Source organism: Ramlibacter sp. (genome assembly GCF_036676645.1).
Classification (GTDB): Bacteria; Pseudomonadota; Gammaproteobacteria; order Burkholderiales; family Burkholderiaceae_C; genus Ramlibacter.
Map to the genome: position 1 here is coordinate 76,678 of NZ_JAKFCM010000093.1, position 24,630 is coordinate 101,307.

24 protein-coding genes are annotated in these 24,630 nt (G+C 69.4%); 8 read left to right on the forward strand and 16 right to left on the reverse strand.

All coding sequences use genetic code 11. From position 1 onward, the window contains the following. The first annotated feature begins 43 nt into the window (after window positions 1-43). From moaA to moeA, 3 genes are read left to right on the forward strand one after another with little or no spacing between them, the layout of a single operon-like run. Window positions 44-1,159: a GTP 3',8-cyclase MoaA gene (gene moaA / locus V6M57_RS13820; RefSeq protein WP_332815578.1), complete on the forward strand. Its 1,116-nt coding sequence runs from the start codon at window positions 44-46 to the stop codon at window positions 1,157-1,159. Continuing rightward, the gene (mobA, locus tag V6M57_RS13825) at window positions 1,159-1,767 is read left to right on the forward strand and encodes a molybdenum cofactor guanylyltransferase MobA (RefSeq protein ID WP_442968828.1); all 609 of its coding nucleotides are present in this window, start codon (window positions 1,159-1,161) and stop codon (window positions 1,765-1,767) included. The genes moaA and mobA overlap by 1 nt, the downstream gene beginning before the upstream one ends. Next, window positions 1,764-3,035, forward strand: a complete 1,272-nt coding sequence (gene moeA / locus V6M57_RS13830; RefSeq protein ID WP_332815579.1) for a molybdopterin molybdotransferase MoeA — start codon at window positions 1,764-1,766, stop codon at window positions 3,033-3,035. Before mobA ends, moeA begins: the two co-directional genes overlap by 4 nt. Window positions 3,036-3,037: 2 nt before the next feature. Here moeA and V6M57_RS13835 read toward each other — a convergent pair whose 3' ends face one another. The 5 genes from V6M57_RS13835 to V6M57_RS13855 all read right to left on the reverse strand — a co-directional run bounded on the left by V6M57_RS13835 (window position 3,038) and on the right by V6M57_RS13855 (window position 9,099). Continuing rightward, on the reverse strand, window positions 3,038-3,187 hold the full coding sequence (locus V6M57_RS13835; RefSeq protein ID WP_324918682.1) for a hypothetical protein: 150 nt from the start codon (window positions 3,185-3,187) through the stop codon (window positions 3,038-3,040). Window positions 3,188-3,330: 143 nt separating this feature from the next. Next, the gene (locus tag V6M57_RS13840; protein WP_332815580.1) at window positions 3,331-6,462 is read right to left on the reverse strand and encodes an efflux RND transporter permease subunit; all 3,132 of its coding nucleotides are present in this window, start codon (window positions 6,460-6,462) and stop codon (window positions 3,331-3,333) included. A gap of 18 nt (window positions 6,463-6,480) precedes the next feature. Continuing rightward, on the reverse strand, window positions 6,481-7,731 hold the full coding sequence (locus tag V6M57_RS13845; RefSeq protein ID WP_332815581.1) for an efflux RND transporter periplasmic adaptor subunit: 1,251 nt from the start codon (window positions 7,729-7,731) through the stop codon (window positions 6,481-6,483). 121 nt (window positions 7,732-7,852) lie between these two features. Beyond that, complete coding sequence (gene rnhA, locus V6M57_RS13850; protein WP_332815582.1) at window positions 7,853-8,314, reverse strand: ribonuclease HI; 462 nt, start codon at window positions 8,312-8,314, stop codon at window positions 7,853-7,855. After that, window positions 8,311-9,099, reverse strand: a complete 789-nt coding sequence (locus tag V6M57_RS13855) for a class I SAM-dependent methyltransferase (protein ID WP_332815583.1) — start codon at window positions 9,097-9,099, stop codon at window positions 8,311-8,313. The genes rnhA and V6M57_RS13855 overlap by 4 nt, the downstream gene beginning before the upstream one ends. Between V6M57_RS13855 and gloB the strand changes: the two genes are divergently transcribed. After that, the gene (gloB, locus tag V6M57_RS13860) at window positions 9,098-9,871 is read left to right on the forward strand and encodes a hydroxyacylglutathione hydrolase (protein ID WP_332815584.1); all 774 of its coding nucleotides are present in this window, start codon (window positions 9,098-9,100) and stop codon (window positions 9,869-9,871) included. The two genes, V6M57_RS13855 and gloB, sit on opposite strands and share 2 nt — an antisense overlap. Further along, window positions 9,868-11,379 carry a transglycosylase SLT domain-containing protein gene (locus V6M57_RS13865; protein ID WP_332815585.1) on the forward strand — a complete coding sequence of 504 codons (1,512 nt, stop codon included), beginning with the start codon at window positions 9,868-9,870 and terminating at the stop codon, window positions 11,377-11,379. Before gloB ends, V6M57_RS13865 begins: the two co-directional genes overlap by 4 nt. 21 nt (window positions 11,380-11,400) lie before the next feature. Here V6M57_RS13865 and V6M57_RS13870 read toward each other — a convergent pair whose 3' ends face one another. Both V6M57_RS13870 and rfbC read right to left on the reverse strand, forming a co-directional pair. Next, complete coding sequence (locus V6M57_RS13870) at window positions 11,401-12,438, reverse strand: NAD-dependent epimerase/dehydratase family protein (RefSeq protein ID WP_332815586.1); 1,038 nt, start codon at window positions 12,436-12,438, stop codon at window positions 11,401-11,403. Further along, the gene (gene rfbC / locus V6M57_RS13875) at window positions 12,435-13,007 is read right to left on the reverse strand and encodes a dTDP-4-dehydrorhamnose 3,5-epimerase (protein WP_332815587.1); all 573 of its coding nucleotides are present in this window, start codon (window positions 13,005-13,007) and stop codon (window positions 12,435-12,437) included. The genes V6M57_RS13870 and rfbC overlap by 4 nt, the downstream gene beginning before the upstream one ends. 225 nt (window positions 13,008-13,232) lie before the next feature. On the opposite strand from rfbC, the gene V6M57_RS13880 reads away from it, so the two are divergent. From V6M57_RS13880 to V6M57_RS13890, 3 genes are all read left to right on the forward strand, one after another. Continuing rightward, window positions 13,233-13,961 carry an SDR family NAD(P)-dependent oxidoreductase gene (locus V6M57_RS13880; protein ID WP_332815588.1) on the forward strand — a complete coding sequence of 243 codons (729 nt, stop codon included), beginning with the start codon at window positions 13,233-13,235 and terminating at the stop codon, window positions 13,959-13,961. A gap of 152 nt (window positions 13,962-14,113) precedes the next feature. Next, window positions 14,114-15,370: a class I SAM-dependent methyltransferase gene (locus V6M57_RS13885; protein ID WP_332815589.1), complete on the forward strand. Its 1,257-nt coding sequence runs from the start codon at window positions 14,114-14,116 to the stop codon at window positions 15,368-15,370. Beyond that, window positions 15,370-16,701 carry a DUF4910 domain-containing protein gene (locus tag V6M57_RS13890; protein WP_332815590.1) on the forward strand — a complete coding sequence of 444 codons (1,332 nt, stop codon included), beginning with the start codon at window positions 15,370-15,372 and terminating at the stop codon, window positions 16,699-16,701. The genes V6M57_RS13885 and V6M57_RS13890 overlap by 1 nt, the downstream gene beginning before the upstream one ends. Here V6M57_RS13890 and V6M57_RS13895 read toward each other — a convergent pair. The 9 genes from V6M57_RS13895 to dnaX form a co-directional block, all read right to left on the reverse strand. Then, a complete protein-coding gene (locus V6M57_RS13895; RefSeq protein WP_332815591.1) occupies window positions 16,684-17,346 on the reverse strand; it encodes a PIG-L deacetylase family protein in 663 nt (220 codons plus the stop codon). The two genes, V6M57_RS13890 and V6M57_RS13895, sit on opposite strands and share 18 nt — an antisense overlap. A gap of 3 nt (window positions 17,347-17,349) precedes the next feature. After that, window positions 17,350-18,153, reverse strand: coding sequence for a glucose-1-phosphate cytidylyltransferase (locus V6M57_RS13900; RefSeq protein ID WP_332815592.1), 804 nt, complete (start codon window positions 18,151-18,153; stop codon window positions 17,350-17,352). A 151-nt stretch (window positions 18,154-18,304) separates the two neighbouring features. Then, a complete protein-coding gene (locus tag V6M57_RS13905; RefSeq protein ID WP_332815625.1) occupies window positions 18,305-19,144 on the reverse strand; it encodes an ABC transporter permease in 840 nt (279 codons plus the stop codon). Window positions 19,145-19,146: 2 nt separating this feature from the next. Continuing rightward, a complete protein-coding gene (locus V6M57_RS13910) occupies window positions 19,147-19,956 on the reverse strand; it encodes an ABC transporter ATP-binding protein (RefSeq protein ID WP_332815593.1) in 810 nt (269 codons plus the stop codon). 85 nt (window positions 19,957-20,041) lie between these two features. Further along, window positions 20,042-21,085 (reverse strand): ABC transporter substrate-binding protein, encoded by a 1,044-nt coding sequence (locus tag V6M57_RS13915; RefSeq protein WP_332815594.1) that lies wholly within the window; start codon window positions 21,083-21,085, stop codon window positions 20,042-20,044. A 144-nt stretch (window positions 21,086-21,229) separates the two neighbouring features. Continuing rightward, the gene (locus tag V6M57_RS13920; RefSeq protein ID WP_332815595.1) at window positions 21,230-21,643 is read right to left on the reverse strand and encodes an MAPEG family protein; all 414 of its coding nucleotides are present in this window, start codon (window positions 21,641-21,643) and stop codon (window positions 21,230-21,232) included. 46 nt (window positions 21,644-21,689) lie between these two features. Next, window positions 21,690-22,277, reverse strand: a complete 588-nt coding sequence (recR, locus tag V6M57_RS13925; protein WP_332815596.1) for a recombination mediator RecR — start codon at window positions 22,275-22,277, stop codon at window positions 21,690-21,692. A gap of 97 nt (window positions 22,278-22,374) precedes the next feature. After that, window positions 22,375-22,707 carry a YbaB/EbfC family nucleoid-associated protein gene (locus tag V6M57_RS13930; protein WP_332815597.1) on the reverse strand — a complete coding sequence of 111 codons (333 nt, stop codon included), beginning with the start codon at window positions 22,705-22,707 and terminating at the stop codon, window positions 22,375-22,377. A gap of 49 nt (window positions 22,708-22,756) precedes the next feature. Beyond that, complete coding sequence (gene dnaX, locus V6M57_RS13935; RefSeq protein ID WP_332815598.1) at window positions 22,757-24,589, reverse strand: DNA polymerase III subunit gamma/tau; 1,833 nt, start codon at window positions 24,587-24,589, stop codon at window positions 22,757-22,759. Between the last annotated feature and the right edge of the window lie 41 nt (window positions 24,590-24,630).

The following is a 24,630-nucleotide window of genomic DNA, read 5'->3' on the forward strand; positions in this document are numbered from 1 at the left end:
CCCCGGCAACCGTAGGGCTGTCCGCTGCGGCAGAATCGATCCCGTGTCCGAGCGCGCCACCCCTCCCGTCCACCAACGCACCGCCGTTCTGCCGGCGCGGGTGCCGGCGGCGCCGATCGCCGCCGCCGGCCACCTGCAGGACGCCCTGGCGCGGCCCCTGCGCGACCTGCGCATCAGCGTCACCGACCGCTGCAATTTCCGCTGCAGCTACTGCATGCCCAAGGAGGTGTTCGGCAAGGACTACCCCTACCTGCCGCATGCCGCGCTGCTGACCTTCGAGGAGATCACCCGGCTGGCACGGCTGTTCGTGGCGCATGGCGTCCGCAAGATCCGCCTGACCGGGGGCGAGCCGCTGCTGCGCAAGAACATCGAGGTTCTCGTGGAGCAGCTCTCGCAGTTGCGGACGGTGGACGGACAGCCGGTGGAACTGGCGCTGACCACCAACGGCTCGGTACTGGCGCGCAAGGCCACGGCGCTGCGGGCGGCGGGCCTGCGGCGGGTCACCGTCAGCCTCGACGGGCTGGACGACGCCGTGTTCCGGCGCATGAACGACGTCGACTTCCCGGTGTCGCAGGTGCTGGAGGGCATCGAGGCCGCACGGGCGGCGGGGCTGGCGCCCATCAAGGTCAACATGGTGGTGCAGCGCGGCACCAACGAGCAGGAGATCCTGCCGATGGCCCGCCACTTCCGCGGCAGCGGCATCGTGCTGCGTTTCATCGAGTACATGGACGTGGGCGCCACCAACGGCTGGCGCATGGACCAGGTGATGCCTTCCGCCGAGGTCGTCGAACGGCTGCAGCAGCACTTTCCCCTGCGCCCGCTGGAGCCCACCTCGCCGGGCGAAACGGCCCAGCGCTGGGCCTACCAGGACGGCGCCGGCGAGATCGGCGTGATCAGCAGCGTCACCCGGGCCTTCTGCGGCAGTTGCAACCGCGCCCGGCTGTCCACCGAAGGCAGGCTGTACCTGTGCCTGTTCGCCGAGCAGGGCTACGACCTGCGATCGCTGCTGCGCGGTGGTGCCAGCGACGAGGACATCGCCTCGGCCATCGGCCTGATCTGGCAGGGCCGCACCGATCGCTACTCGCAGCTGCGCGGCCAGCAGGGACCCGACACGGGCGGCGGCAGCCGCCGCGTCGAGATGAGCTACATCGGCGGCTGATGGACGCGCAGGAAGTCACCGGCATCGTGCTCGCGGGCGGGCGCGGCTCCCGCATGGGCGGGGTCGACAAGGGCCTGCAGAACTTCAATGGCATGCCGCTGGCGCTGAATGCGCTGCTGCGGCTGCAGCCGCAGGTGGGCGCGTCCATGGTCAACGCCAACCGCAACCTGGCCGCCTACGAGTCGTTCGGCGTGCCCGTGTGGCCCGATGCGCTACCCGACTACGCCGGGCCGCTGTCCGGTTTCCTCGCCGGCCTGGAGCAGTCGGATACGCCCTGGCTGGTGACCGTGCCCTGCGACACCCCGCTGTTCCCGGTCGACCTGGTGCAGCGGCTGGGCGAAGCCGCGCAGCGCGACGGCGCCGAGATCGCCATGGCCAGCGCGCCCGAGGCCGACGGCCAGCAGCGCACCCAGCCGGTGTTCTGCCTGCTGCGCCACGAACTGCTCGAAAGCCTGGTGCGCTTCACCCACGGCGGCGGCCGCAAGATCGACCAGTGGACGGCGCAGCACCGCACGGTGATCGTGCCCTTCGGCCCGCCGGCCGATGAACCACGCGCCTTCTTCAACGCCAACACCCTGGCCGAACTGCGCGCGCTGGAGCGCCCGTGAAGACCCTGGAGCAGATCGCGGCCGAGCTGCAAGGCTACGATCCGCAGGCCCTGCCCGCTTCGACCGTCCAGGATTTCCTGGCCAGGCTGGCCGCCCCCGTCGGCGACACCGAAGAGGTTGCTCTCGGCGATGCACTCGGCCGGGTGCTGGCGCAGGACATCGTTTCACCCTTCAGCGTGCCGCCGCACGACAACTCGGCCATGGACGGCTACGCGTTCGACGGTGCGCAATTGGCGAACGGAGCGGCACTGAACCTGCGCGTGGTCGGCACCGCGCTGGCCGGCAAGGCCTGGCAGGGACAGGTGGGCCCGGGCGAGTGCGTGAAGATCATGACCGGCGCGGTCATGCCGGCCGGGCTGGACACCGTGGTGCCGCAGGAGTTCACCCGTCCGGCCGGCGAGCAGGCCATCGAGGTCCCGGCCGGCGCGCTGCGCCGCGGCGACAACCGGCGCCTGGCGGGCGAGGACCTGAAGGCCGGCCTCCCTGCCCTGCTCAAGGGCGAGCGGCTCGGGCCTGCCGCGCTCGGCCTGCTGGCCAGCCTGGGGTTGCCGGGCGTGCCGGTGTTTCGCCGGCTGCGCGTGGCCTGCTTCTCCACCGGCGACGAGATCCTGAGCCTGGGCGAGCCCCCGCGCGAAGGCGCGGTGTACGACAGCAACCGCTACACGGTGCGCGGATTGCTCACGCGGCTGGGCTGCGAGGTGATGGACCTCGGCGTGGTGCGCGATCAGCCCGTGCAGCTGGAGCAGGCGTTCCGGTCGGCCGCGCCACAAGCCGACGCCATCATCACCAGCGGCGGCGTCAGCGTGGGCGAGGCCGACTTCACCAAGGCCATGATGAAGCAGCTGGGCGACGTGGCGTTCTGGCGCATCGCCATGCGGCCCGGCCGGCCGATGGCGGTCGGGCGCATCGCCTCTTCCGTGCTGTTCGGGCTGCCCGGCAATCCGGTGGCGGTGATGGTCACGTTCCTGGCCTTCGTGCGCCCGGCCCTGCTGCGGATGATGGGTTGCCACGACACGGCGCCGCCGCCCCTGCTGCGCGCCCGCAGCCAGGAAGCGGTGCGCAAGAAGCCCGGCCGCACCGAGTACCAGCGCGGCATCGTGTCCGTGGCGCCCGACGGCGGCCTGCAGGTGCGCACCACCGGCAACCAGGGCTCCGGCGTGCTCAGTTCCATGGTGCAGGCCAACGGCCTGATCGTGCTGCACCACGCCCAGGGCAGCGTGGCGGTCGGCGACGAGGTCGACGTGATGATGTTCGAGGGCGTCGTCTAGCCCTACGCGAACATCCGCCGCGCCTCGTCCGCCAGTTCCTGGCGCTTCATGACGAGCCGGGGCAGGTCCGGGTGCATGGGGTCGATCTCGCGCAGCGCCCAGCCATAGAACGCCTGCGCGAACGTCAGGTGGATAAAGCGGAGGATCTTCATGGGAGCCATCGTGCGCGGGCACGGCAGAGCCATCCCGTCGGCGCCACCCGGAACGCCGCGTCGGCGGCACGCCGCACGCGCTGTCGGACGGCAGCGACCCAGCCGTGGCGACCGGCCGCTCGCGCCGGCCGCCCGTGGATCGGCTACTTGGCGATGAGATCGCCCGCGCCGCGTGCCGGCAGCTCGTCCCTGGCTTCGGATGTGTTGGCGCCCGGCACCTTGCCGCGCGCGAACACCGAGTACATGGTCGGCACCACGAACACCGTGAGCAGCGTTCCCAGCGACATGCCGCCCACGATCACCCAGCCGATCTGGGTGCGGCTCTCGGCGCCGGCGCCGGTGGACAGCGCCAGCGGCATCGCGCCCAGCACCATCGCGCCGGTCGTCATCAGGATGGGGCGCAGGCGCAGCGAGGCGGCTTCGACCACCGCGTCGACCACCTCGCGCCCCTGCTGGCGCAGCTGGTTGGTGAACTCCACGATCAGGATGCCGTGCTTGGTGATCAGCCCCACCAGCGTGATCAGCCCGATCTGCGAATAGACGTTCAGCGATCCGCCGGCCCACTTGAGCGCCAGCAGGGCGCCGATCATGGACAGGGGAACCGACAGCATGATCACCAGCGGGTCGACGAAGCTCTCGAACTGGGCCGCCAGCACCAGGAAGATGAACAGCAGGGCCAGCACGAACACGATGCCCAGTGCGCCCTGCGAGTTGCGGTATTCGCGCGAGGTGCCGTTCAGGTCGGTCGTGTAGCCGGGCTTGAGCACCTTGGCGGCGGTCTGCTCCATGAACTGCAGCGCCTGGCCGAGCGAGTAGTCGGGCGACAGGTTGGCCGTGATGGTGGCCGAGCGGCGCTGTCCGAAGTGGTTGAGCTCGCGCGGGCTGACGCTCTCGCTCACGGTCACCAGCGCCGACAGCGGAATCATGGTGTCGCCGCGGCCGCGCACGTAGATGTCGTCGATGTCTTCCGGCGTCGAGCGGCCGCTGGGGCGGTTCTGGATGATCACGTCGTACTGCTCGGCATCGCGCTTGTAGCGCGTGACCTGGCGCCCGCCCAGCGTGGTCTCCAGCGCGCGGGCGACCACGTCGACGCTCACACCCATGTCGGCGGCCTTCTCGCGATCGACCTGGATGCGCAGTTCCGGCTTGTTCAGCCGCAGGTCCACGTCCACGCCCTGGATGCCGGGGTTCCTGCCGATCTCGTCGACCAGCTGGCGCGCCACCCGGCTCAGGTTCTCGTAGCTGTCGGAGGTCTGGATCACGAAATTGAGCGGACGGTCGCGGAAGCCCTGGCCCAGCGAGGGCGGCGTCAGGATGAAGGCGTTGATGCCGGCCAGGCTGCCCACCTTGGGCTGCAGCTCGCGCGCGATCTCCAGGGTGGTGCGGTCGCGCTTCTCCCAGTCGACGGCCCGGTAGACGACGCTGCCCTGCGAGACCGTGGGGTTGCCCAGGCTGGCGAAGATGCGGTCGAACTCCGGGTAGTCCTGACCCAGCTTCTCCAGCACCCGCGCATAGCGGTCGGTGTACTCCAGCGTGGAGCCGTCCGGCGCATTCATGGTGGCCAGGATGGTGCCGCGGTCCTCCAGGGGCGACAGCTCCGACTTCATCGTCGGCCAGACCGCCGCGATCGCCAGCGCGCTGGCGAGCATCACGCCCACGATGATCCAGCGCGCCTGCAGCAGCTGGCCGGCGCCGCCGGCCGCGCGCGCGGTGAGCACCCAGCGCAGCGCCCGCGCATAGCGGTCGCACAGCGCCGTCAGCCAGCGCTCCATGCTGCGGTCGAACCAGTTCGGGTTCGGGTTGTGCCGCAGCAGCTTGGAGCACATCATGGGCGTGAGCGTCAGCGCCACGAAGCCCGACACCAGCACGGCCCCGGCCAGGGCCAGCGCGAACTCGACGAACAGCCGGCCGGTGCGGCCGGGCGTGAACGCCAGCGGCGCGTAGACCGCCACCAGCGTCAGTGTCATGGTGATGACCGCAAAACCGATCTCGCGCGCGCCCTTGATCGCCGCCGAGAACGGGTCCAGCCCCTCCTCGATGTGCCGGAAGATGTTCTCCAGCATCACGATGGCGTCGTCCACCACCAGGCCGATGGCCAGCACCAGGGCCAGCAGGGTCAGCGTGTTGATGGTGAAGCCGGCCAGCGCCATCATGCCGAACGTGCCGATCAGGCTGACCGGGATGGTGACGATGGGGATCACCGACGCGCGCATCGTGCGCAGGAAGACGAAGATCACCAGCGCCACCAGCAGCACCGCCTCGGCGATGGTGGTGTACACGTTCTTCACCGACCGGTCGATGAACAGCGAGTTGTCGTTGGCGACGTGGACGTCGATGCCGGGCGGCAGGTCCTGCTGGAGCCGGGGGATCATCTCCCGCACGCCCTGCGACAGGGTCAGCGGGTTGGCCGTGGCCTGGCGGATCACGCCGGTGCCGATGGCGGACTTGCCGTTCAGCCGCATGCCGCTGCGCTCGTCGGCCGGCGCCTCCTCCACCCGCGCCACGTCGCGGATCTTCACCGGGAAGCCGTTGACGGTCTTGACGACGATCTCGCCGAACTGCGCCGGCCGCACCAGGTCGGTCTGCGAGGTGACGCTGAACTCCCGCTGCCGCGACTCGATGCGCCCGGCCGGCACTTCCAGGTTGCTGCGCCGCACGGCGTCCTCGATGTCCTGCGTGGTCAGGCGATAGCCGGCCAGCTTGTCGGGGTCGAGCCAGACGCGCATGGCGTACTTGCGCTCGCCGTAGATGCGCACGTCGGCCACGCCGGTGACGGTCTGCAGGCGCGGCTTGATGATGCGGTTGACCAGGTCGTTGATCTGCAGCGGGGTGTAGGTCTCGCTGGTGAAGGCCAGCCACATCACCGGGAAGGCATCGGCCTCGACTTTGGCGATCACCGGTTCGTCGATGGCCTGCGGCAGCTTGTTGCGCACGCGCGAGGTGCGGTCGCGCACCTCGGCGGCCGCGGCATCGGCGTCTTTCTCGAGCCGGAAGCGCACCGAGATCTGGCTCTCCTCGGGCCGGCTGATGGAGGTGATCACGTCCACCGCGTCGATGCCGGCGATCGAGTCCTCCAGCGGCTTGGTCACCTGGGATTCGATCACCTCGGCGGACGCGCCGGCGTACTTGACCCGGACGGTGACCACCGGCTCGTCGATCTTGGGGTACTCGCGCACGGCCAGCCGGTTGAAGCTGACGGCGCCGATCAGCACCACCAGCAGCGACAGCACGGTGGCGAACACCGGCCGCCGGATCGCGATCTCGGGCAGTTGCATGGCGCGCTCCTGGACGTCTTACCGCGCCGCGGCGGCCGCGACGCGGCACGGATGGCTGCTGCCGGTGCCGGCCGCTTCAGCTGGCCCCTGGAGCCGGGCCGTCGCGGTGGGCCCGGCCAGCGCTTGGGCCGGCGCCCCGTTGGCGCCCGTCGCGCCGACCTCCACCACCCGGACCCCCATGCCGTCGCGCTGGATGCGCTGGTGCCCGGCGGTGACGATCAGGTCGCCGGGCTGCAGCCCTTCGGTGATCTCCACCCGCCCCGGCTGCCGGATGCCGGTCTTGACTTCCACCCGCCGCGCCGTCTTGCTGTCCTGGTCGGGCCCTTCGACCAGCCGATAGACGAACTGCCGGTCGCCCTGCGGCACGATCGCTTCCTCGGGCACCACCCGCGCGTCGGGGCGTTCCCCGAACACGGCCGTGATGCGCGCGAACATGCCGGGGCGCAGCACGAGCTGCCGGTTGTCGATGCAGCCGCGGATGCCGATGGAGCGGCCGTTGGCGTCCACCAGCGGATCGATCGCCTGGATCACCGCCTCCCAGCGGCGACCCGGCAGCGCATCGGCCTGCACGAAGGCCGTCTGCCCCACCTTCAGCTTGGTCTGGTAGCGCTCGGGCAGGCGGAAGTCGACGTACAGCGCATCCAGGTCTTCCAGGTTGACCACGTCGGCCCCGTCCTTGAGGTAGTCGCCGACGTTGACGCTGCGGATGCCGGCAATGCCGTCGAAGGGCGCCACGATGCGCAGGCGCGCCGCCGTCGCCTCGGCCAGCGCCAGCCTGGCTTGCGCCACCTGCAGGTTGGCCGCGCTCTCGTCGACCTGGCGCTGGCTGATGAAGTTCTGCGCCACCAGTTCCTGGTTGCGCTTGTGGTTGGCCTGCGCGATCGACAGCTCGGCCCGCGCCTGCTGCACCTGCGCGCGCGGCAGCTGGTCGTCCAGTTGCACCAGCAGTTGCCCGCGCTGCACGCGCTGGCCGTCGCGGAAATTCAGCTGGGTGACGCGCCCGCTCACCTCGGGCCGCACGATGACGCTGCGGCGCGACCGCAGGCTGCCCACGGCCTGGGCGTCGTCGGCCAGCCGCATCACCTCCACGCGCGCGACTTCGACGGCGGGTGCCCGGCCCGCGGTCCCGGCGGCTGGCGAAGCATCGGGCGCGCCAGCGGCCTCCTGCGCCGAGGATGCGGGTGCCTTGTGCTGGTACCACCAGGCGGCCGCCGATGCAGCCGCGATGCCGACGACGGCGATCACCGTGTAGAGGGGCCTGGATGCCATGTACTGCGTGCCTGGGAAAAGTGCCGTGGTCGCGAACACGTCAATGTAGCAGCCGCACCGGGCCCTGCCATGCGCGCAAGCCCGGACCCGGCACCGATCCCGGCCAGGCTTTACCTCAGGTTTACAGCGCGGCCCGCCGTGTCGCCAGGGCCTGCTCGACGCCCCGGTTGGCCAGCGCGTCGGCGCGCTCGTTGCCGGGGTCGCCGTTGTGCCCACGCACCCAGCGCCAGTCGATCACGTGCCCGCTGTCCTGCACCAGGCGGTCGAGCTGCTGCCACAGCTCGACGTTCTTGACCGGCGTCCTGCCCGCCGTTCGCCACCCCTTGGCCTTCCAGCCCGGCAGCCACTCCGTCATGCCCTTGAGCACGTACTGGCTGTCGACATACAGCGTCACCGCACAGGGCCGCTTGAGGGCCGACAGCGCCTGGATCACCGCCATCAGCTCCATCCGGTTGTTGGTGGTGCTGCGCTCGCCGCCGAACAGCTCCTTCTCGGTGCCGCCGGAGCGCAGCAGCACGCCCCAGCCGCCCGGGCCGGGGTTGCCCTTGCAGGCGCCGTCGGTGTAGATCACGACCTGGTTCAAGCAATCTCCTGCTGCATCTCGGGCTGGGGCCGCCGGTTGGCCAGCGGCACGGGGGCGGTGGCCATGGACTTGGCCGGCTTCCACAGGCGTCCCACCAGCTTCATGCCCCGCACCCGCTTGGTGGCGACCACGAAGTACACGGCGCCAAAGATCGGCCACCAGCGCTCGCCGACCGGATCGATCCAGTCGAACCGCTCCAGCCAGCGGTCGGTGGTCAGCGCCGGCCGGTAGCAGCCGAAGCTGCCGGTCTCGACCTCGAAATTGAGCAGCCGCAGCCAGTCGCGCAGGCGACGGTAGCCGATGAACTCACCGCCATCCGGCAGGTACAGCTGGCCGAAACCCAGCCGCCGGTACAAATGCGCGCGGCGCTGGCGCAATCCCCACAGGCTGGCCGGGTTGAGGCAGGAAATCACGACCTTGCCCTCCGGAACCAGGACCCGCTCGACCTCCCGCAAGGTGGCGTGCGGGTCCAGGTTCAATTCCAGTGAATGCGGCAGCACCACCAGGTCCAGGCTGTTGGCCTCGAACGGGAGCGCGGCATAGTCGGTGAGCAGCGCGGGTTGCCGGGTGCCGTCGTCCAGCGGACGCAGGCTGCGCAGGCCCAGCCACCGGTGCGGCATCCGGTTGGCGGCCAGGGCATCGAGTTCCGGCAGACCGAGCTGCAATGCGTGGTAGCCGAAGATGTCGCTCACGGCGACGTCGAATTCGGCCCGCTCCCAGGCCAGCACGTAACGGCCCGGGGGGGTCTCGAACCACTCGTGCATTCCTATAATCGCATCGCTCATGAAGTTGGTTCCTCTGCCCGCCTTCCAGGACAACTACCTCTGGGTGTTGCACGACGGACATCGGGCGCTGGTGGTCGACCCGGGCGACGCGCGACCGGTGCTCGATTTTCTCGCGCAAGCCGGCCTGCAGCTGGAGGCGATTCTAGTCACGCACCACCATGCGGACCACATCGGCGGGCTGGCACAGGTGCGCGAAGCCACCGGCGCAGCGGTCTACGGGCCGTCGCGCGAAGCCATCCCCGGCCCGCTACAACGGCTGGCCCAGGGCGACCGTGCGACGGTGCTCGGCCTGGACTTCCGGGTCATCGACGTGCCCGGCCACACGGCCGGCCACATCGCCTACTTCAGCGACGGCGACGAAGGCGGGCCGCTGCTGTTCTGCGGCGACACGCTGTTCTCCGGCGGCTGTGGCCGGCTGTTCGAAGGCACGCCGGCGCAGATGCTGGCCTCGCTCGACTCGCTGGCCGCGCTGCCGGACGCCACGCGCGTGTGCTGCGCGCACGAGTACACCTTGTCCAACCTGCGCTTCGCGCGCGCGGTCGAGCCCGGCAACGAGGCGCTCGCCGCCTACCAGCGCCACTGCGAGGACCTGCGCGCCCGCGGCGAACCCACCTTGCCGGCCACGATCGGCGAGGAAAGGCGCATCAATCCCTTCCTGCGCAGCCGCGAGCCCGCCGTCGCCGCCGCCGCGCGGGCCTTCAACGGCGCCAGCGCCGAGGATGAAGTGGCCGTGTTCGCCGCCATCCGCCAGTGGAAGAACGAATTCAGATGAGAGTCCTGCTGCAGGCCGCCGGCCTGGCGATCACGCTCTGGCTGGCCGGCTGCGCAAGCACGCCGGGCACCGACGCCCCCTCCCCGCTCGCAAGCGACGGCACCGGGCCGACGCCCGGCATCGCCGCGAAGACGCCCTCCGGGCCCCCGGTGGTGCCCAGCGGGCCGCTCACCCCGATCACGGCCGTCCACGCCAGCTCGCGCAGCGTCGCCGCGCTGCAGCCGCCGGCCGACCTGTGGGAGCGCATCCGCGGCGGCTTCGCCATGCCCGACATCGACTCGGACCTGGTGCGCCAGCACGAGCAGTGGTACGCCAGCCGGCCCGATTACATGCAGCGCATGACCGACCGCTCGCGCAAGTACCTGTTCCACATCGTCGAGGAGCTGGAAGTGCGGGGCATGCCCAGCGAGCTGGCGCTGCTGCCCTACATCGAGAGCGCCTTCAACCCGCAGGCGGTCTCCAGCGCCCGCGCCGCCGGCATGTGGCAGTTCATGCCGGCCACAGGGCGCGACTACGACCTGAGGCAGAACTTCTTCCGCGACGACCGCCGCAACGTGCTGGCCTCCACCCGCGCGGCGCTGGACTACCTGCAGCGCCTGTACGGCATGTTCGGCGACTGGCACCTGGCCCTGGCCGCCTACAACTGGGGCGAAGGCAGCGTCGGCCGCGCCATCGCCGCCAACAAGCGGCGCGGGCTGGGCACGCGCTACGTCGACCTGAACATGCCGGCCGAGACGCGCAACTACGTGCCCAAGCTGCTGGCGGTCAAGAACATCATTTCCGATCCCGACAAGTTCCGCGCCGAGCTGCCCGTCATCGAGAACCACCCGTATTTCGACGTGGTGACGGTGGACCGCGACATCGACATCGAGCTGGCCGCGAAGCTGGCCGACGTGGAGCTGGCGGACTTCAAGGCGCTGAATCCCCAGCTCAACCGCCCGGTGATCCTGGCCGCCGGTACGCCCCAGATCCTGCTGCCCTGGGACAACGCCAAGGTGTTCACGCGCAACCTGGCGGAGTACAGCGAGGGCCGCTTCGCCAGCTGGACGGCCTGGACCGTGCCCGCGACCATGAGCGTGGCCGAGGTCGCCCGGCGGGTCGAGATGAGCGAGTCCGAGCTGCGCAGCGTCAACACCATCCCGCCGCGGATGCTGATCAAGGCCGGCTCGGTGCTCGTCGTGCCGCGCCCGCCCAGCAAGCAGGACGACGTGGCCGGCCATGTGGCGCAGAACGGGCAGCTCGCGCTGGCCCCGGAGGTGAGCCTGCGCCGCCGGGTCGTCAAGGCCGGCAAGCGCGACTCCGTCGCCACGATCGCCAGGCGCTACCGCGTGACGGCTGCGCAGGTCGCCGACTGGAACGACATCGCCGTCGGCGCCAGATTCAAGGCGGGGCAAAGCATCGTGGTCTACGTGCCCGTGCGGGCCAAGGCCGCCCGCTCCAAATCGGGGCACCGGATCAAGCAGGTCAGCAGCCGCAAGAAGGCGGCACCGAAGAAGCGGCGGCGCTGAGCAGCCTTCGGCGCGCCGGAGTCAGTAGCGCCAGAAGAACCGCTCGTCGATCTGCCCCGACGTGCTCAGGTACCGCAACTGCTTCAACCGGGTAAATGGCCGCGCGGAAAAGGTGGCGGCGTCCATCCCGATGCGCTCGAAAACGTCGTGCAGCTGGCGCGCGCCCTTGCGGGCATCCCACGTGCAGCGGAAGCCGGGCAACTGGCGGTGGATCTTGGTGAAGTCGACCCTGTAGCTGCGGTTGTCCCCCCCGCTGGGGCCGAAGCTCACTTCGCAACCAGGATAGACCTGCGCCACGATCTGCGCGATCTCCCGGATCTGGTAGTTGTCGGCGTCGTGACCCACGTTGAAGATCTCGCCGTGGACGTTCTCCTGCGGCGCCTCGAGCACGCAGGCGATCGCCTCGCAGATGTCCAGCACGTGCACCAGCGGTCGCCACGGCGTGCCGTCGCTGGTCATCGCGATCTTCCCGGTCGTGGCTGCAAGCCCGCACAGGTTGTTCAGGACGATGTCGAAGCGCATGCGCGGGGAGGCACCGTAGGCCGTGGCGTTGCGCAGGAAGGTCGGCGAAAAGCCGGGCGATGCCAGAGCTGCCACGTCGCGCTCGACGAGGGTCTTGCAGCGGCCGTACGCGGTCTGCGGGTTGAGCGGCGAGCGTTCGGTCATCGGCTCGGCGCCGTCGGCCACGCCATAGACGCTGCACGAGGAGGTGTAAACGAAGCGCCTCACGCCGGCGGCCTTGGCCAGCTCGGCCAGGCGCACCGAGGCCCGGTGGTTGATCGCGTAGGTCAGCTCGGGGACGTTTTCCCCGAGTGGATCGTTGGACAGTTCCGCCAGGTGCACCACGGCATCGACGCCGTGCAGCTTCGAAGGCTGGACTTCGCGGATGTCGCCGTTGATGGTTCGCGGGAATCCGGGCACGAGCGCGCGGTCGCTGAACAGCCAGCCGTCCCGGTAGTAGCCGGTGTCGAACCCGGTGACTTCGTGCCCGCGCGCCTGCAGCAGGGGCGCCAGCAGGCAGCCGATATAGCCTTCGACTCCGGTGACGAACAGTTTCATGGGCGCTCCAATCCTTGCCTGGGTTGTGGCTCGCCGGCCGCACGGGAGAAGTCCGGCCAGGCTCTGTCCTTGTCCGCGATCAACGTGACGGGCACCGGCCATGCGATGCCGAAGGCCGGATCGTCGTGGCGGGCTCCCCGCTCGGCTCCCGGGGCATGGAAAGCCGAGACCTGGTAGTAGACGACGGCGTCGTCGGACAAGGCGATGAAACCGTGAGCGAAGCCCTTCGGTGCCAGCAGCATGCGGCCGTTCGATTCGCTCAGCTCGACGCCGAGCCATTGGCACCAGGTGGGCGACCCGGGACGGATGTCGACGATGACGTCCCAGATCGCCCCGCGCACGCAACGCACGAGCTTGTCTTCCTGGTGTGGCGCGGCCTGGTAGTGCATGCCGCGCAAGGTGCCGGCGCGTCGCGTCGCCGACACGTTGCTCTGCACCATCCTGGCAGGCAGGCCGTGGTGCTCAAATTCGCGCTCGCAGTAAGTGCGTGCGAAGTACCCGCGCTCATCCTCCCGGCGTTCCGGGTCGATCAACATGGCGCCGGCCAGGTGCGTTGCCGTGAAGATCATGGGCGCTTTCCACAGCCGGGTCCCGCGCGGTCGCGACCCGGCTGCCGTTCTGTCCTCCAGGTGAGGCCAAACCTCGTCGCTGCACTATAGGGACCCCAGCAGCGCAGCGGGGAAGGCGGACGGCAGGTGCAGCAGCCGTCCTACGCCGCGGCGGTGCGCCGTCCGACGTGCCTCGACCGTGTCGTGCGCAGACGCTGGCGTCGTGCACGCCTCCCGTGCCCCGACATGAGCACACCGGACAGCCCCATTGCCGTCCTCACCGGCGCCAGCAGCGGCGTCGGCGAGGCGATCGCGCTCGGGCTGGCTGAGCTGCGCGCCACGCTGTGCCTCATCGGTCGGCACCTGCCCGCCCTCGAAGCGGTCGGGCGGGCCTGTCGCGCCCGGGGCGCACAGTACCGGTGCTATCGGGCCGACCTGGCGCTGGACCACGAAGTCGAGCAACTTGCAGACCGCATCCTGCAGGACGTGCCCGGGGTGGATATCCTCGTGCATGCGGCTGGAGCCATCCGGCGGGGGCCCATCGAGCAGGCCAGCGCGCAGGAACTGGACCTTCAATACCGGACCAACGTACGCGCGCCCTACGTGCTCACCCAGGGGCTGCTTCGCCCTCTCAAGGCCCGGCAGGGCCAAGTCGTCTTCGTGAACTCGACCGCGGGGCTGGCAGCCCGGGCCGGGGTGGGGCCGTACGCTGCCAGCAAGCACGCGCTCAAGGCAGTCGCCGACAGCCTGCGCGAAGAGGTGAACGCGAGCGGGATACGGGTCCTGAGCCTCTTCCTCGGCCGCACGGCCACCCCCATGCAGGCCGCCGTCCATGGCTGGGAAGGCCGGCCCTACCGTCCGGAGTTGCTGATCCAGCCGCAGGACGTGGCCGCCGTGGCCTTGCACGCCCTGTCCCTGCCGCGCAACGTGGAGGTGACGGACATCAGGATGAGGCCAATGGCCAAGTCGTACTGAAGGACCGAGCAACTCCTACACCGCCGCGCAGCGCTGTCCGACACGATGGAGGCCTTCCATCCGTGATGGCGTTCCCATAATCGGCACGGCCCAGCCAAGCCACCACGCAGCCGCGCCCGGCCGGCGCCCATTGAACGGAGGCCATTGCAGCGATGTCCACGACCACGGATCAGCCCCGCGCGGCCTCCTGCCGCTTCTGCGACGCGCCCCTGCGCCACACCTTCGCCGATCTGGGCATGTCGCCGCCCTGCGAGAGCTTCTTGTCGGCCGCGCAGCTGAACCAGCCGGAGACCTTCTATCCGCTGCACGTGCATTTGTGCGACCAGTGCCTGCTGGTCCAGCTGGAGGAGTACGTCAGCCCGGAACGGATCTTCTCCGAGTACGCCTACTTCTCGTCGTTCTCGGACAGCTGGCTGGCCCACGCGCGCAGCTATGTCGAGCGCATGGCCGAAAGCCTGCAACTGGACGGTGACAGCCTGGCGGTGGAGCTGGCGAGCAACGATGGATACCTGCTGCAGTATTTCGTCCAGCGCGGCATCCCCGTGCTGGGCATCGAACCCGCGGCCAACGTGGCCCGGGAGGCCGCGCGCAAGGGCATACCGACCCTGGTGAAGTTCTTCGGCCGCGAACTGGCCACCGAGCTCGTGCAAGACGGTGTCCGGGCAGACTTGATCCTGGGCAACAACGTGTTCGCCCACGTGCCCGACGTGCGCAGCTTCACGCAGGGGATGAAGATCCTGCTCAAGCCTCGCGGCGTGATCACGCTGGAGTTTCCGCACCTGATGCGGCTGATGGAGAGCAACCAGTTCGACACCATCTACCACGAGCATTTCTCGTACTTCTCGTTCCTGACCGCGCGCCGCGTGCTGGCGGCCTCCGATCTGACGGTGTTCGATGTGGAAGAGTTGCCCACCCATGGCGGCTCGCTTCGAATCTTCGCCCGCCACGCGCAGGACGAGTCGCGCCCGGTGAGCGAACGCGTGCACGGGCTGGCCCGCCGCGAGGAGAGCGCCGGATTCGGCCGGTTGGAAACCTACCGTGACTTCGATGAACGGGTCAAGGCCACCAAGCGGCGGATCCTGGCGTTCCTGGTCGATGCGAAGCGCGAGGGCAAGACCATCGTCGGATACGGGGCCCCCGGCAAGGGCAACACCCTGCTCAACTACTGCGGCATTCGCACCGACTTCCTCGACTACACCGTCGATCGCAACCCCTACAAGCACGGGAAGTTCCTGCCGGGCACCCACATCCCGGTCTTTGCTGTCGAGAAGATCCGTGAAACCCGGCCCGACTATGTCTTCATCCTGCCCTGGAACCTGAAGAACGAGATCCGGGAGCAGCTGGCCTACGTCCGCGATTGGGGCGGCCGGCTGGTGGTGCCCATCCCCGACGTGGAGGTCCTTGCGTGATGGCAGCCCGGGGCGGTGGCGCCTTCGCGTCGCTGGGCCCTGAAATGCACGACCTCGTGCGCGAGCTGTACCCGGTCTGCCGCAGCATCACGGGCGACGGCGTTCGCCAGACCCTGGCGCGGCTGGGCAGGGAGATCCCGCTGTCGATCCACGAAGTGCCCAGCGGCACGCAGGTGTTCGACTGGATCGTGCCACCGGAGTGGAACATCCGTGACGCCTGGGTCAAGAACTCGCGCGGCGAGCGCGTCATCGACTTTCGCCGCCACTCGCTGCACGTGGTCAGCTACAGCGTCCCGGTACGGACCCGGATCCCGCTGGCGCAGTTGCGCCCCCACTTGCACAGCCTGCCCGACCAGCCCGACCTCATCCCCTACCGCACGTCGTACTACCAGCCGGCCTGGGGCTTCTGCCTGCCCCATCGCCAGCTCGAGCAGCTGCCCGACGACGAGTACGAGGTCTGCATCGACGCCAGCCTGGCACCGGGCCACCTGACCTACGGCGAGTGCCTGCTCGAGGGCAGCTCGGGCCAGGAGGTGCTCGTCTCCTGCCATGTCTGCCATCCGTCCCTGTGCGACGACAACCTCTCGGGCGTGGTCGTGGCCACTTTCCTGGCGCGCCACCTGCAGCAGGCGCCCCATCGCCATGCCTACCGCTTCCTGTTCGTTCCGGGGACGATAGGCGCGATCACCTGGCTCAGCCGCAACGAGGAGCGGGCACGCGCGACAGCACACGGCCTGGTGCTCACCTGCATCGGGGACCGCGCCGGCTTCACCTACAAGGCCAGCCGGCGCGGCGACGCGCCCATCGACGTCGCGGTGCGGCACGTCTTGCGCCACACCCAGCGCGAGCACACCCTTCTGCCGTTCACGCCGTATGGATACGACGAACGCCAGTACGGCTCGCCGGGCTTCGACCTGCCGGTTGGCTGCCTCATGCGCAGCCATTACGGGCAGTTCCCGCAATACCACACGTCGGCGGACGACCCCGACTTCGTCGAGGCGGGGCAGCTCGCCGATGCGTTGGCCACGGTCGCCAGCGTGTTCGACGTGCTCGAGAACGACGGCCGCTATCGCAACCTGAATCCCAACTGCGAACCGCAGCTGGGCCGCCGGGGGCTGTACGGTGCGATCGGCGGCAGCCGTATCGAGCAGCTGGAGCTGGCGATGCTGTGGGTTCTCAACCTCTCGGACGGTCGCTGGAGCCTGCTGGACATTGCCGAACGCGCCAGCCTGCCGTTCCAGACCGTCCAGGCGGCGGCTCAATTGCTGCTGCGCCATGACCTGCTGGCACCTTGCGATGCCGCACCCGGCGCTTCAGGCCCCCAGCACTAGCTTGCGGCAGTGGAACGCCTCGGCGTGGCGGTCCGGGGCGGCGCACTCGATGCCGCGCAACCGCGCCAGGCCCAGGAAGGTGTCCTCGCTCAGCCACCCCTTGCCGGCCTCGGACCGGAACGCCTCGCAGATGATCCGTGCCTTGCGTTCGCATGCGGACTGCGACAACGGCACGAAGAAGTTGGGATGCCCCAGGTCGCCGTCGTACTTGGGCACCTCGTATTCGAGGACGAGGTGACTTCGCCAGGTGTTCCAGGTCAGGTCGCTGATGGCGCGGTGATCCTGGTGCCGGTCTTCCCGGAAATGGGTGAAGATCAGGTGCGGGTCGATGTCCTTCCTCAGCTGCTCGAAGCACTGCTTGAGCCCGGTGCCCTGGTAGGGCAAGTGGCCGTCCCGGAACCGCTGCACAAGCACCTGCGCCGGCCGCCGCACGCCCGCGAGGAACCGTGCCGCGCTGGCACGCGCCTCCTGCTCGCGGACGTCGGTGGCGCTGAACACGACCCAGGTGACTTCCACGTCCGGGTGGGCGGCCACCAGCCTCAGGACCGTTCCGCCGCAGCCGATTTCGATGTCGTCGCAATGCGCCCCAAGAAACAGCAGACGCAGTGGCGCGGCCGCGTCCCGAGGCAGCAGGAGCGGCAGCATGGCTCAGTGCGGCGCGACGGCTGGCTCGGCGCCGGTACGCCAGAGTTCCCAGGGCGCGGTGCCGCGGGCGTAAAGGCTCTCCAGTTGCTGCTTGTCCTTGTGCGTGTCCATGCTGGCCCAGAAGCCGTCGTAGACGTAGCCCACCAGCTGCCGGTCTCCCGCGAGGCGGCGGAACGGCTCCTCGACGAGTTCCTCTCCCTCCTGCACATACTCGAAAATGTCCTTGCGGAAGGCGAAGAATCCTCCGTTGATTCGCAGGTCTCCATTGTTGATCGGCTGGATGTCGGAGACGAGGCTGCTACCCTGCTGCAGCGACACCACGTGATAGCTGAGGTTCGGGCGCACGCACAGGAAGCTGGCGACCCGGCCCTGCCGGTGGAAATCGTCCAGGTAGCGCGGCAGCGGCAAGTCGGTCAGGCCGTCGCTGTAGTTGGCCAGGAACTCGTCCTCGCCCTCCAGGTATTTGCGCACGGCCCTGAGCCGTTGACCGATGTTGGAGGAAGCGCCGGTATCGGCAAACGTGATGCGCCAGTCGTCGATGTCGCGGCTCATCAGCTCCAGCTTCTTGCCACCGCCGGACAGGACGAAGTCGTTGGAAAGACACTCGTTGTATCCCAGGAAGTAGTCCTTGATCGCATCCGCCCGGTAGCCCAGGCAGAGGATGAAGTCCTTGTACCCGAAGTGGGCGTAGTACTTCATCACGTGCCACAGCAATGGGCGCTGGCCGATACGCACCAGGGGCTTGGGCAGGTTCTCGGCATCACGGATGCGCATGCCGAGGCCACCACAAAACAATACGACTTTCATGCCCTTGTCCTGCCGATGTGCGGATCCACCTGCCCCATGCAGGTGCGAACCAAGGTCAAGTTTGCAGGGCAGATCAGGTGGGCACGCCCCATTGTCCGCCGCAGTTTCAGCGATTACGTATTGCCACTGGATGAATCCAGGCCGGCCGCCGCTACAGCTTCTCGGTCTCGCCCGCCTTGGGCTGCCACTTCATCAGCCGCTTTTCGATGCGCCCGACCAGCCCGTCGAGCGCCAGCGCGAAGGCCGTCAGCACCACGATGCCCGCGAACACCGTGTTGACGTCGAAAGTGCCTTCGGCCTGCAGGATCAGGTAGCCGACGCCGCGCGCCGAGCCCAGGTATTCGCCCACCACCGCGCCGACGAACGCCAGGCCGACCGAGGTGTGCAGGCTGGAGAACACCCAGCTGGTGGCGCTGGGCAGGTACACGGTGCGCAGCAGCTGGCGCTGGTTGGCGCCCAGCATGCGGGCATTGGCCAGCACCACCGGGCTGACCTCGCGCACGCCCTGGTACACGTTGAAGAAGACGATGAAGAACACCAGCGTGACGGCCAGCGCCACCTTGCTCCAGATGCCTAGGCCGAACCACAGGCCGAAGATCGGGGCCAGGATCACCCGCGGCATGGAGTTGGCCGCCTTCACGTACGGATCGAGGATGGCGCTGGCGGTGGGCGCCAGGGCCAGCCAGAGGCCGAAGGCCAGGCCCATCAGGGTGCCGATGCCGAAGGCCAGCACCGTCTCCAGCAGCGTGACGCCCAGGTGGACGTAGATGTCGGCGCGGCCTTCCAGCCCTTCCGCGAACAGGGCGTTGGCGGGCAGGGCGAAGGGCAGGAACCATGACCAGATCCGGCCCGCCACCTTGATCGGCTCGCCGATGAAGAAGGCCGTCTGCTCGTCGCGCGAGGCCAGCTGCCAGATCGCCAGCACGAGGACCAGCACGCCGACCTGCCAGGCGCGCAGGTTCCTGTCGTTGGGGCGCAGGGTGTTCCACATGGTCATGCCTTCTGCAGTTGCTGGGCGTAGCCCTTGAGGACCTCCTCGCGCAGCTCGGCCCAGATGCGCGAGTGCAGCTCCACGAAGCGCGGGTCGTTGCGGACTTCGGCCACGTCGCGCGGCCGTGGCAGGTCGATGACGAACTCGCCGATCGGGCGGGTGGCCGGTCCTGCGGACAACACCACCACGCGATCGCTCATCGCGATGGCTTCGTCCAGGTCGTGCGTGATGAACAGCACCGCCTTGCGCCTGGCGGCCCACAGCTCCAGCACCTCGTTCTCCATCAGCTGGCGCGTCTGGATGTCGAGCGCCGAGAAGGGTTCGTCCATCAGGATGATGTCCGGATCCAGCGCCAGCACCTGCGCCAATGCGGTGCGCTTGCGCATGCCACCCGAGAGCTGGTGCGGGTAGCGGTCCTCGAAGCCGGCCAGGCCCACCCGCGCCAGCCACCCGCTGGCCTGCTCGCGCGCTTGCGCATCGGCGACGCCGCGGTACTGCAGGCCGACCATCACGTTGTCGATCGCGCTGCGCCAGGGCATCAAGGCCTCGGTCTGGAACATGTAGCCGGCGCGACGGTTCAGGCCGGCCAGCGGCTCGCCGAACACGCGCACCTCGCCGGACGAGGCCTGCAGCAGGCCGGCGCCGACATTCAGCAGGGTCGACTTGCCGCAGCCGGTGGGCCCGACCACCGACACGAATTCCCCGGCGGCGATGCGCAGGGTGGTGTCGGCCACCGCGGTGTAGCGCTGGCCGGGATCGTCCTTGGACCGGAAGGTGACGGTGATGTCCTGCAGTTCGAGCGCGTGCGGCATGGGTCGCAAGCCTACCAAACGGAAGAGCCGCCGCGGCGGGCGAAAAAAAACCGGCCCGCAGGCCGGCTTCGGCGGAGGCCGTGGATCAGGCCTTGTACCTTTCCTTGGCCCGGCGCGCGAACTCGTTGGTGTAGGTCTTGGCCAGGTCGATGCGGTCGCTCTTGACCGCCGGCAGGAAGCTGGAGAGCGCGCGCAGCGCCGTGCGCGCGCCTTCGTCGGGCAGCACGCCGTCGAGCGAAATCGCCTCGCGCACCTTGTTGAACGAAGCCAGGTACAGCGCGCGGTCGCCGAGCAGGTAGGCATCGGGCACCGTCTTGATGATGTCGCTGGGCCCGGCGGTCTGCAGCCACTTGAGGGCGTGCACCACCGCGTTGGCCAGCGCCTGGCAGGTGTTGGGGTTCTTCTGCACGAACTCGGTATGCGTGTAGAAGCAGGCGGCCGGCATGGGGCCGCCGAAGACCTCCTGCGTGCCCTTGAGCGTGCGGGTGTCGCTGATGATCTTGACGTCGCCCTTCTGCTCGAGCATGGTCATCACCGGGTCGGTGTTGCTCATGGCGTCGACCTGGCCCGAGCGCAGGGCCGTCAGCGCGCCGGCCGAGGTGCCCACGCCCACGTAGCTGACGTCGGCGGCCTTCAGGCCGGCCCGCGACAGCACCAGGTTGGCCACCATGTTGGTGGACGAACCCGGCGCCGACACGCCGATCTTCTTGCCGCGCAGGTCGGCCACCGACTTGAACGCAGGCATGGCCTTGGTCGATACGCCCACGGCGATCTGCGGCGCACGCCCCATCAGCACGATGGACTGGATGAACTGGTTCTTGCTTTGCAGGTTGATGGTGTGCTCGTACGCGCCGCTGACCACGTCGGCCGAGCCGCCCATGAGTGCCTGCAGCGAGCGCGAGCCGCCGGCGAAATCGGAGATCTCGACGTCCAGGCCCTCGGCCTTGAAGTAGCCCAGCTGCTCGGCAATGGTGAGCGGCAGGTAGTAGAAGGCCGCCTTGCCGCCCACGGCGATGGCCACCCGGGTCTTCTCGAGCCGGTTCTGCGCGAGCAGCGCGGGCGCCGCCAGCACGGCGGCGGAGGCGGTGGCCGCCAGCGCGAAGCCGCGGCGGGTGATGGTGCTTTTCATTGTCTTCAAACCTCTCTGATGCAGCTCAGGCGAGGTTAGTCGGAGCCCCCTGCAACCGCATCCGGAACATCCCGTGCGGGTTTCCACGTAAAGGAAAACGTAACGCAACCACGCGTGCGTCCTGCTGCGCGCCACTGTCGCGCGCTACCGCACCGCCGACAGCAGGATCGCCAGGTTCGCCAGCAGGCCGGCGGCCCAGACGGCGGAGCGCACGGTCGGCAGCCCGGCCACGTACATCGCGATGTAGATGGCGCGAAGCGTGACGAACAGCACCGCCAGGATGTCGATCCGCGTCTGCGGAGCCCCGAGCTGGTGCGCGATGATCACCGCGCCGATGAAGAGCGGCAGCGCCTCGAAGCTATTGGCCTGCGCGGCATTGGCGCGCGCGCGCCAGTCGCTCTGGCGGGCCAGCCAGCCGCGCGGATCGCGGTTGTCGAAGCCGCCCTGGCTGCGCGGCTTGCCCAGGCCGCCCGACTTCGCCAGGTAGGCGCAGGCGTAGGGCAGCAGCGCGGCGACCAGCACGCACCAGTAGGCCACGGTGAAGCGGGTGGAACCCATTTGGTCATTTTCCTTTCGGGCAAGCCGCTTCGGGCGGGGCCATGTCCTAGCGCCGGTCCACCAGCGCGTGGGCGATGGTTCCCAGGTCGACGTACTCGAGCTCGCTGCCGGCGGGCACGCCCCGGGCCAGGCGCGTGACGGCCAGCCCACGCTGCTTGAGGGCCTCGCCGATCACGTGCGCGGTGGCCTCGCCCTCGGCGGTGAAGTTGGTGGCGAGGATCACTTCCTGCACCTTGCCGTCGGTGGCGCGTTCGAACAGCTTGCCCAGGCCGATGTCGCGCGGGCCGATGCCGTCCAGCGGGCTCAGCTTGCCCATCAGCACGAAGTAGCGGCCCCGGTAGGCGGCCGTGCGCTCCACCGCCGCCTGGTCGGCCGGCGTCTCCACCACGCACAGCTTGCTGGCGTCGCGCTGCGGGTCGCGGCAGGTGGCGCAGACCTCGTCCTCGGTGAAGGTGTGGCACAGGCTGCAATGGCGCATGCGCGCCACCGCCTGCTGCAACGCCTGCGCCAGCAGCTGGGCGCCCTCGCGGTCGTGCTGCAGCAGGTGGTAGGCCATGCGCGAGGCGGACTTCACCCCCACGCCGGGCAACCGGCGCAGCGCTTCGACCAGCGCGTTGAGGGTGGAGTCGGCCATCGTTGCCTGTCATGCCGGGGCTCGACCCCGGCATCCTCTCCCGCAGCCGGTTCGACCGCCGGAGATGGACGGCGGGCCCGGCCCGCCATGACACGTTTCAGAACGGCAGCTTCATCCCGCCCGGCAGGCCCGGCATGCCGGCGGTGATCTTCGCCATCTTTTCCTGCGAAGTCTCCTCGGCCTTGCGCACGGCCGCATTGAAGGCGGCGGCCACCAGGTCTTCCAGCATGTCCTTGTCGTCGGCCAGCAGGCTCGGATCGATCTCCACGCGCCGGACGTCGTGCTTGCACGTCATGGTGACCTTGACCAGGCCGGCGCCCGACTCGCCCGTCACCTCGATCGTGGCGAGTTCGTCCTGGGCCTTCTTCAGGTTGTCCTGCATGGCCTGGGCCTGCTTCATCAGGCCGGCGAGCTGTCCCTTGTTGAACATGTGGATTCCTTCTGCGGCACGGCGCCGCGCATGGGGTGGATTGTGCCTATCAGGTGGGCCGGATGCCGCCCGGCGCGATCCTCGCGCCCAGTTCGCGGACCATCTGCTGCACGAACGGATCGTTCTGCACCGTTTCCTCGGCCTGGCGCTGGCGCTCGGCCGCCGCGGCGGCGTTGCGCCGGGCCGGGCTGTCGGAGACCGCGCCGACCTCGACGCCCAGCGTGACTTCGTGTCCGGCTGCGACCAGCGCCGCCTGCAGCCGCTCGCGCGAATGGCCCTGGTTGAGCGACTCGCGTTCCACCCGCAGCAACCAGTGGCCGTCGTCCCGGGCGACCAGTTGCGACTGCAGCGCGAGCTCCCGCACCAGCGCCGCGATGGCATCGGCCGCCAGCAGCTGCTGCACGGTGCCGTACCAGAAGTCGCCGTCCTCGCTGGGCACGAAGCTGGCGGCGGGCAAAGCCGCCTCGCGCGCCGACTCGGGCTGCTGGCGCACCGGCATGCCCACGACGTGCGACTTGGGCAGGGACCGCTCGGCCGTGGCCCCGGCGGGCACTCGCGAGGGCGGCTCCACCACGGGGAGCACGCGGCCCGGGGGGATCGCACGCATCGGGGCAGACTCGGGTGCGGGCGAAGCGGCGGCCGGAGCAGGACCTGCGCCCGGAATGCCGGGCTTGTCGGGCGCGGCCGGAACGGGCACCGCCGGGGCCGGAGCGGCCGCGGGCGTGCGCCGCTCAGGCGGCGACCCTGTATTCAGTGTTTTTTTTTCCGCCGTGGCCACTGCCGCGCCGGGCTTGAAGGCCAGCAGCCGCAGCAGCACCATGGTGAGGCCGGCGTACTCATCGGGCGCCAGCCCCAGTTCGGCCCGCCCATGCAGGCACAGGGTGTAGAGCAGCTGGGTCTCGTCGGCCGGCATCGATCCGGCCAGCCGGGCGATCTCGGCATCGTCGGGATCGCCGGCATCGCCGGCTTCGGGCACTGCCTGCACCACCGCCATGCGCTGCAGCACCACCGCCATCTCCTCCAGCGCGCCGGCGGCCGACAAGCCATGGGTGCGCAGCGCTTCCGAGATCTCCAGCACCGAGCGCGCATCCGCCGCGGCGAGCGCCTCGACCAGCCGGAACACGTGCGTGCGGTCCACGCTGCCCAGCATCTGGCGCACCGACTCTTCCCGCAGCTCGCCGTCGCCGAAGGCAATGGCCTGGTCGGTCAGGGACAGCGCGTCGCGCATGGAGCCGCGGGCCGAGCGCGCCAGCAGGCGCAGGGCCTGCGGCTGGGCCTGCACGCCCTCGGCCGCGAGCACGCGTGCCAGGTGCTCCTGCACCGTCTCCGGCGCCATGGGCCGCAGGTTGAACTGCAGGCAGCGCGAGAGCACCGTGACGGGCACCTTCTGGGGGTCGGTGGTGGCCAGCACGAACTTGAGGTACTCCGGCGGCTCCTCCAGCGTCTTGAGCATCGCGTTGAACGCATGCCCGGTCAGCATGTGCACCTCGTCGATCATGAAGACCTTGAAGCGCCCCTGCACCGGCTTGTAGACCGCCTGCTCCAGCAGGGACTGCACCTCGTCGACGCCGCGGTTGGAAGCGGCGTCCAGCTCGGTGTAGTCGACGAAGCGGCCGGCATCGATCTCGGCGCAGGCCTGGCACACGCCGCAGGGGGTGGCGGTGATGCCGCCGTTGCCGTCGGGACCCTGGCAGTTGAGCGACTTGGCCAGGATCCGCGACACCGTGGTCTTGCCCACGCCGCGGGTGCCGGTGAACAGGTAGGCATGGTGCAGCCGCTGCTGCGCCAGCGCGTTGGAGAGCGCCTGCACCACGTGCTCCTGGCCGACCATCTCGCCGAAGGTCTTCGGCCGGTACTTGCGGGCGAGCACGAGATAGGACATCGCGGCGATTCTAAGGTTGCGTTCACGCAGGGACCGCGCCC

Excerpts from the sequence above, each read along its gene's own strand:
- mobA (WP_442968828.1), top strand. The coding sequence starts at position 1,159 with ATGGACGCGCAGGAAGTCACCGGCATCGTGCTCGCGGGCGGGCGCGGC.
- V6M57_RS13835 (WP_324918682.1), bottom strand. The coding sequence starts at position 3,187 with ATGAAGATCCTCCGCTTTATCCACCTGACGTTCGCGCAGGCGTTCTAT.
- V6M57_RS13840 (WP_332815580.1), bottom strand. The coding sequence starts at position 6,462 with ATGCAACTGCCCGAGATCGCGATCCGGCGGCCGGTGTTCGCCACCGTG.
- V6M57_RS13845 (WP_332815581.1), bottom strand. The coding sequence starts at position 7,731 with ATGGCATCCAGGCCCCTCTACACGGTGATCGCCGTCGTCGGCATCGCG.
- gloB (WP_332815584.1), top strand. The coding sequence starts at position 9,098 with ATGAAGTTGGTTCCTCTGCCCGCCTTCCAGGACAACTACCTCTGGGTG.
- V6M57_RS13855 (WP_332815583.1), bottom strand. The coding sequence starts at position 9,099 with ATGAGCGATGCGATTATAGGAATGCACGAGTGGTTCGAGACCCCCCCG.
- V6M57_RS13865 (WP_332815585.1), top strand. The coding sequence starts at position 9,868 with ATGAGAGTCCTGCTGCAGGCCGCCGGCCTGGCGATCACGCTCTGGCTG.
- V6M57_RS13870 (WP_332815586.1), bottom strand. The coding sequence starts at position 12,438 with ATGAAACTGTTCGTCACCGGAGTCGAAGGCTATATCGGCTGCCTGCTG.
- rfbC (WP_332815587.1), bottom strand. The coding sequence starts at position 13,007 with ATGATCTTCACGGCAACGCACCTGGCCGGCGCCATGTTGATCGACCCG.
- V6M57_RS13880 (WP_332815588.1), top strand. The coding sequence starts at position 13,233 with ATGAGCACACCGGACAGCCCCATTGCCGTCCTCACCGGCGCCAGCAGC.
- V6M57_RS13885 (WP_332815589.1), top strand. The coding sequence starts at position 14,114 with ATGTCCACGACCACGGATCAGCCCCGCGCGGCCTCCTGCCGCTTCTGC.
- V6M57_RS13890 (WP_332815590.1), top strand. The coding sequence starts at position 15,370 with ATGGCAGCCCGGGGCGGTGGCGCCTTCGCGTCGCTGGGCCCTGAAATG.
- V6M57_RS13895 (WP_332815591.1), bottom strand. The coding sequence starts at position 17,346 with ATGCTGCCGCTCCTGCTGCCTCGGGACGCGGCCGCGCCACTGCGTCTG.
- V6M57_RS13900 (WP_332815592.1), bottom strand. The coding sequence starts at position 18,153 with ATGAAAGTCGTATTGTTTTGTGGTGGCCTCGGCATGCGCATCCGTGAT.
- V6M57_RS13905 (WP_332815625.1), bottom strand. The coding sequence starts at position 19,144 with ATGTGGAACACCCTGCGCCCCAACGACAGGAACCTGCGCGCCTGGCAG.
- V6M57_RS13910 (WP_332815593.1), bottom strand. The coding sequence starts at position 19,956 with ATGCCGCACGCGCTCGAACTGCAGGACATCACCGTCACCTTCCGGTCC.
- V6M57_RS13915 (WP_332815594.1), bottom strand. The coding sequence starts at position 21,085 with ATGAAAAGCACCATCACCCGCCGCGGCTTCGCGCTGGCGGCCACCGCC.
- V6M57_RS13920 (WP_332815595.1), bottom strand. The coding sequence starts at position 21,643 with ATGGGTTCCACCCGCTTCACCGTGGCCTACTGGTGCGTGCTGGTCGCC.
- recR (WP_332815596.1), bottom strand. The coding sequence starts at position 22,277 with ATGGCCGACTCCACCCTCAACGCGCTGGTCGAAGCGCTGCGCCGGTTG.
- V6M57_RS13930 (WP_332815597.1), bottom strand. The coding sequence starts at position 22,707 with ATGTTCAACAAGGGACAGCTCGCCGGCCTGATGAAGCAGGCCCAGGCC.
- dnaX (WP_332815598.1), bottom strand. The coding sequence starts at position 24,589 with ATGTCCTATCTCGTGCTCGCCCGCAAGTACCGGCCGAAGACCTTCGGC.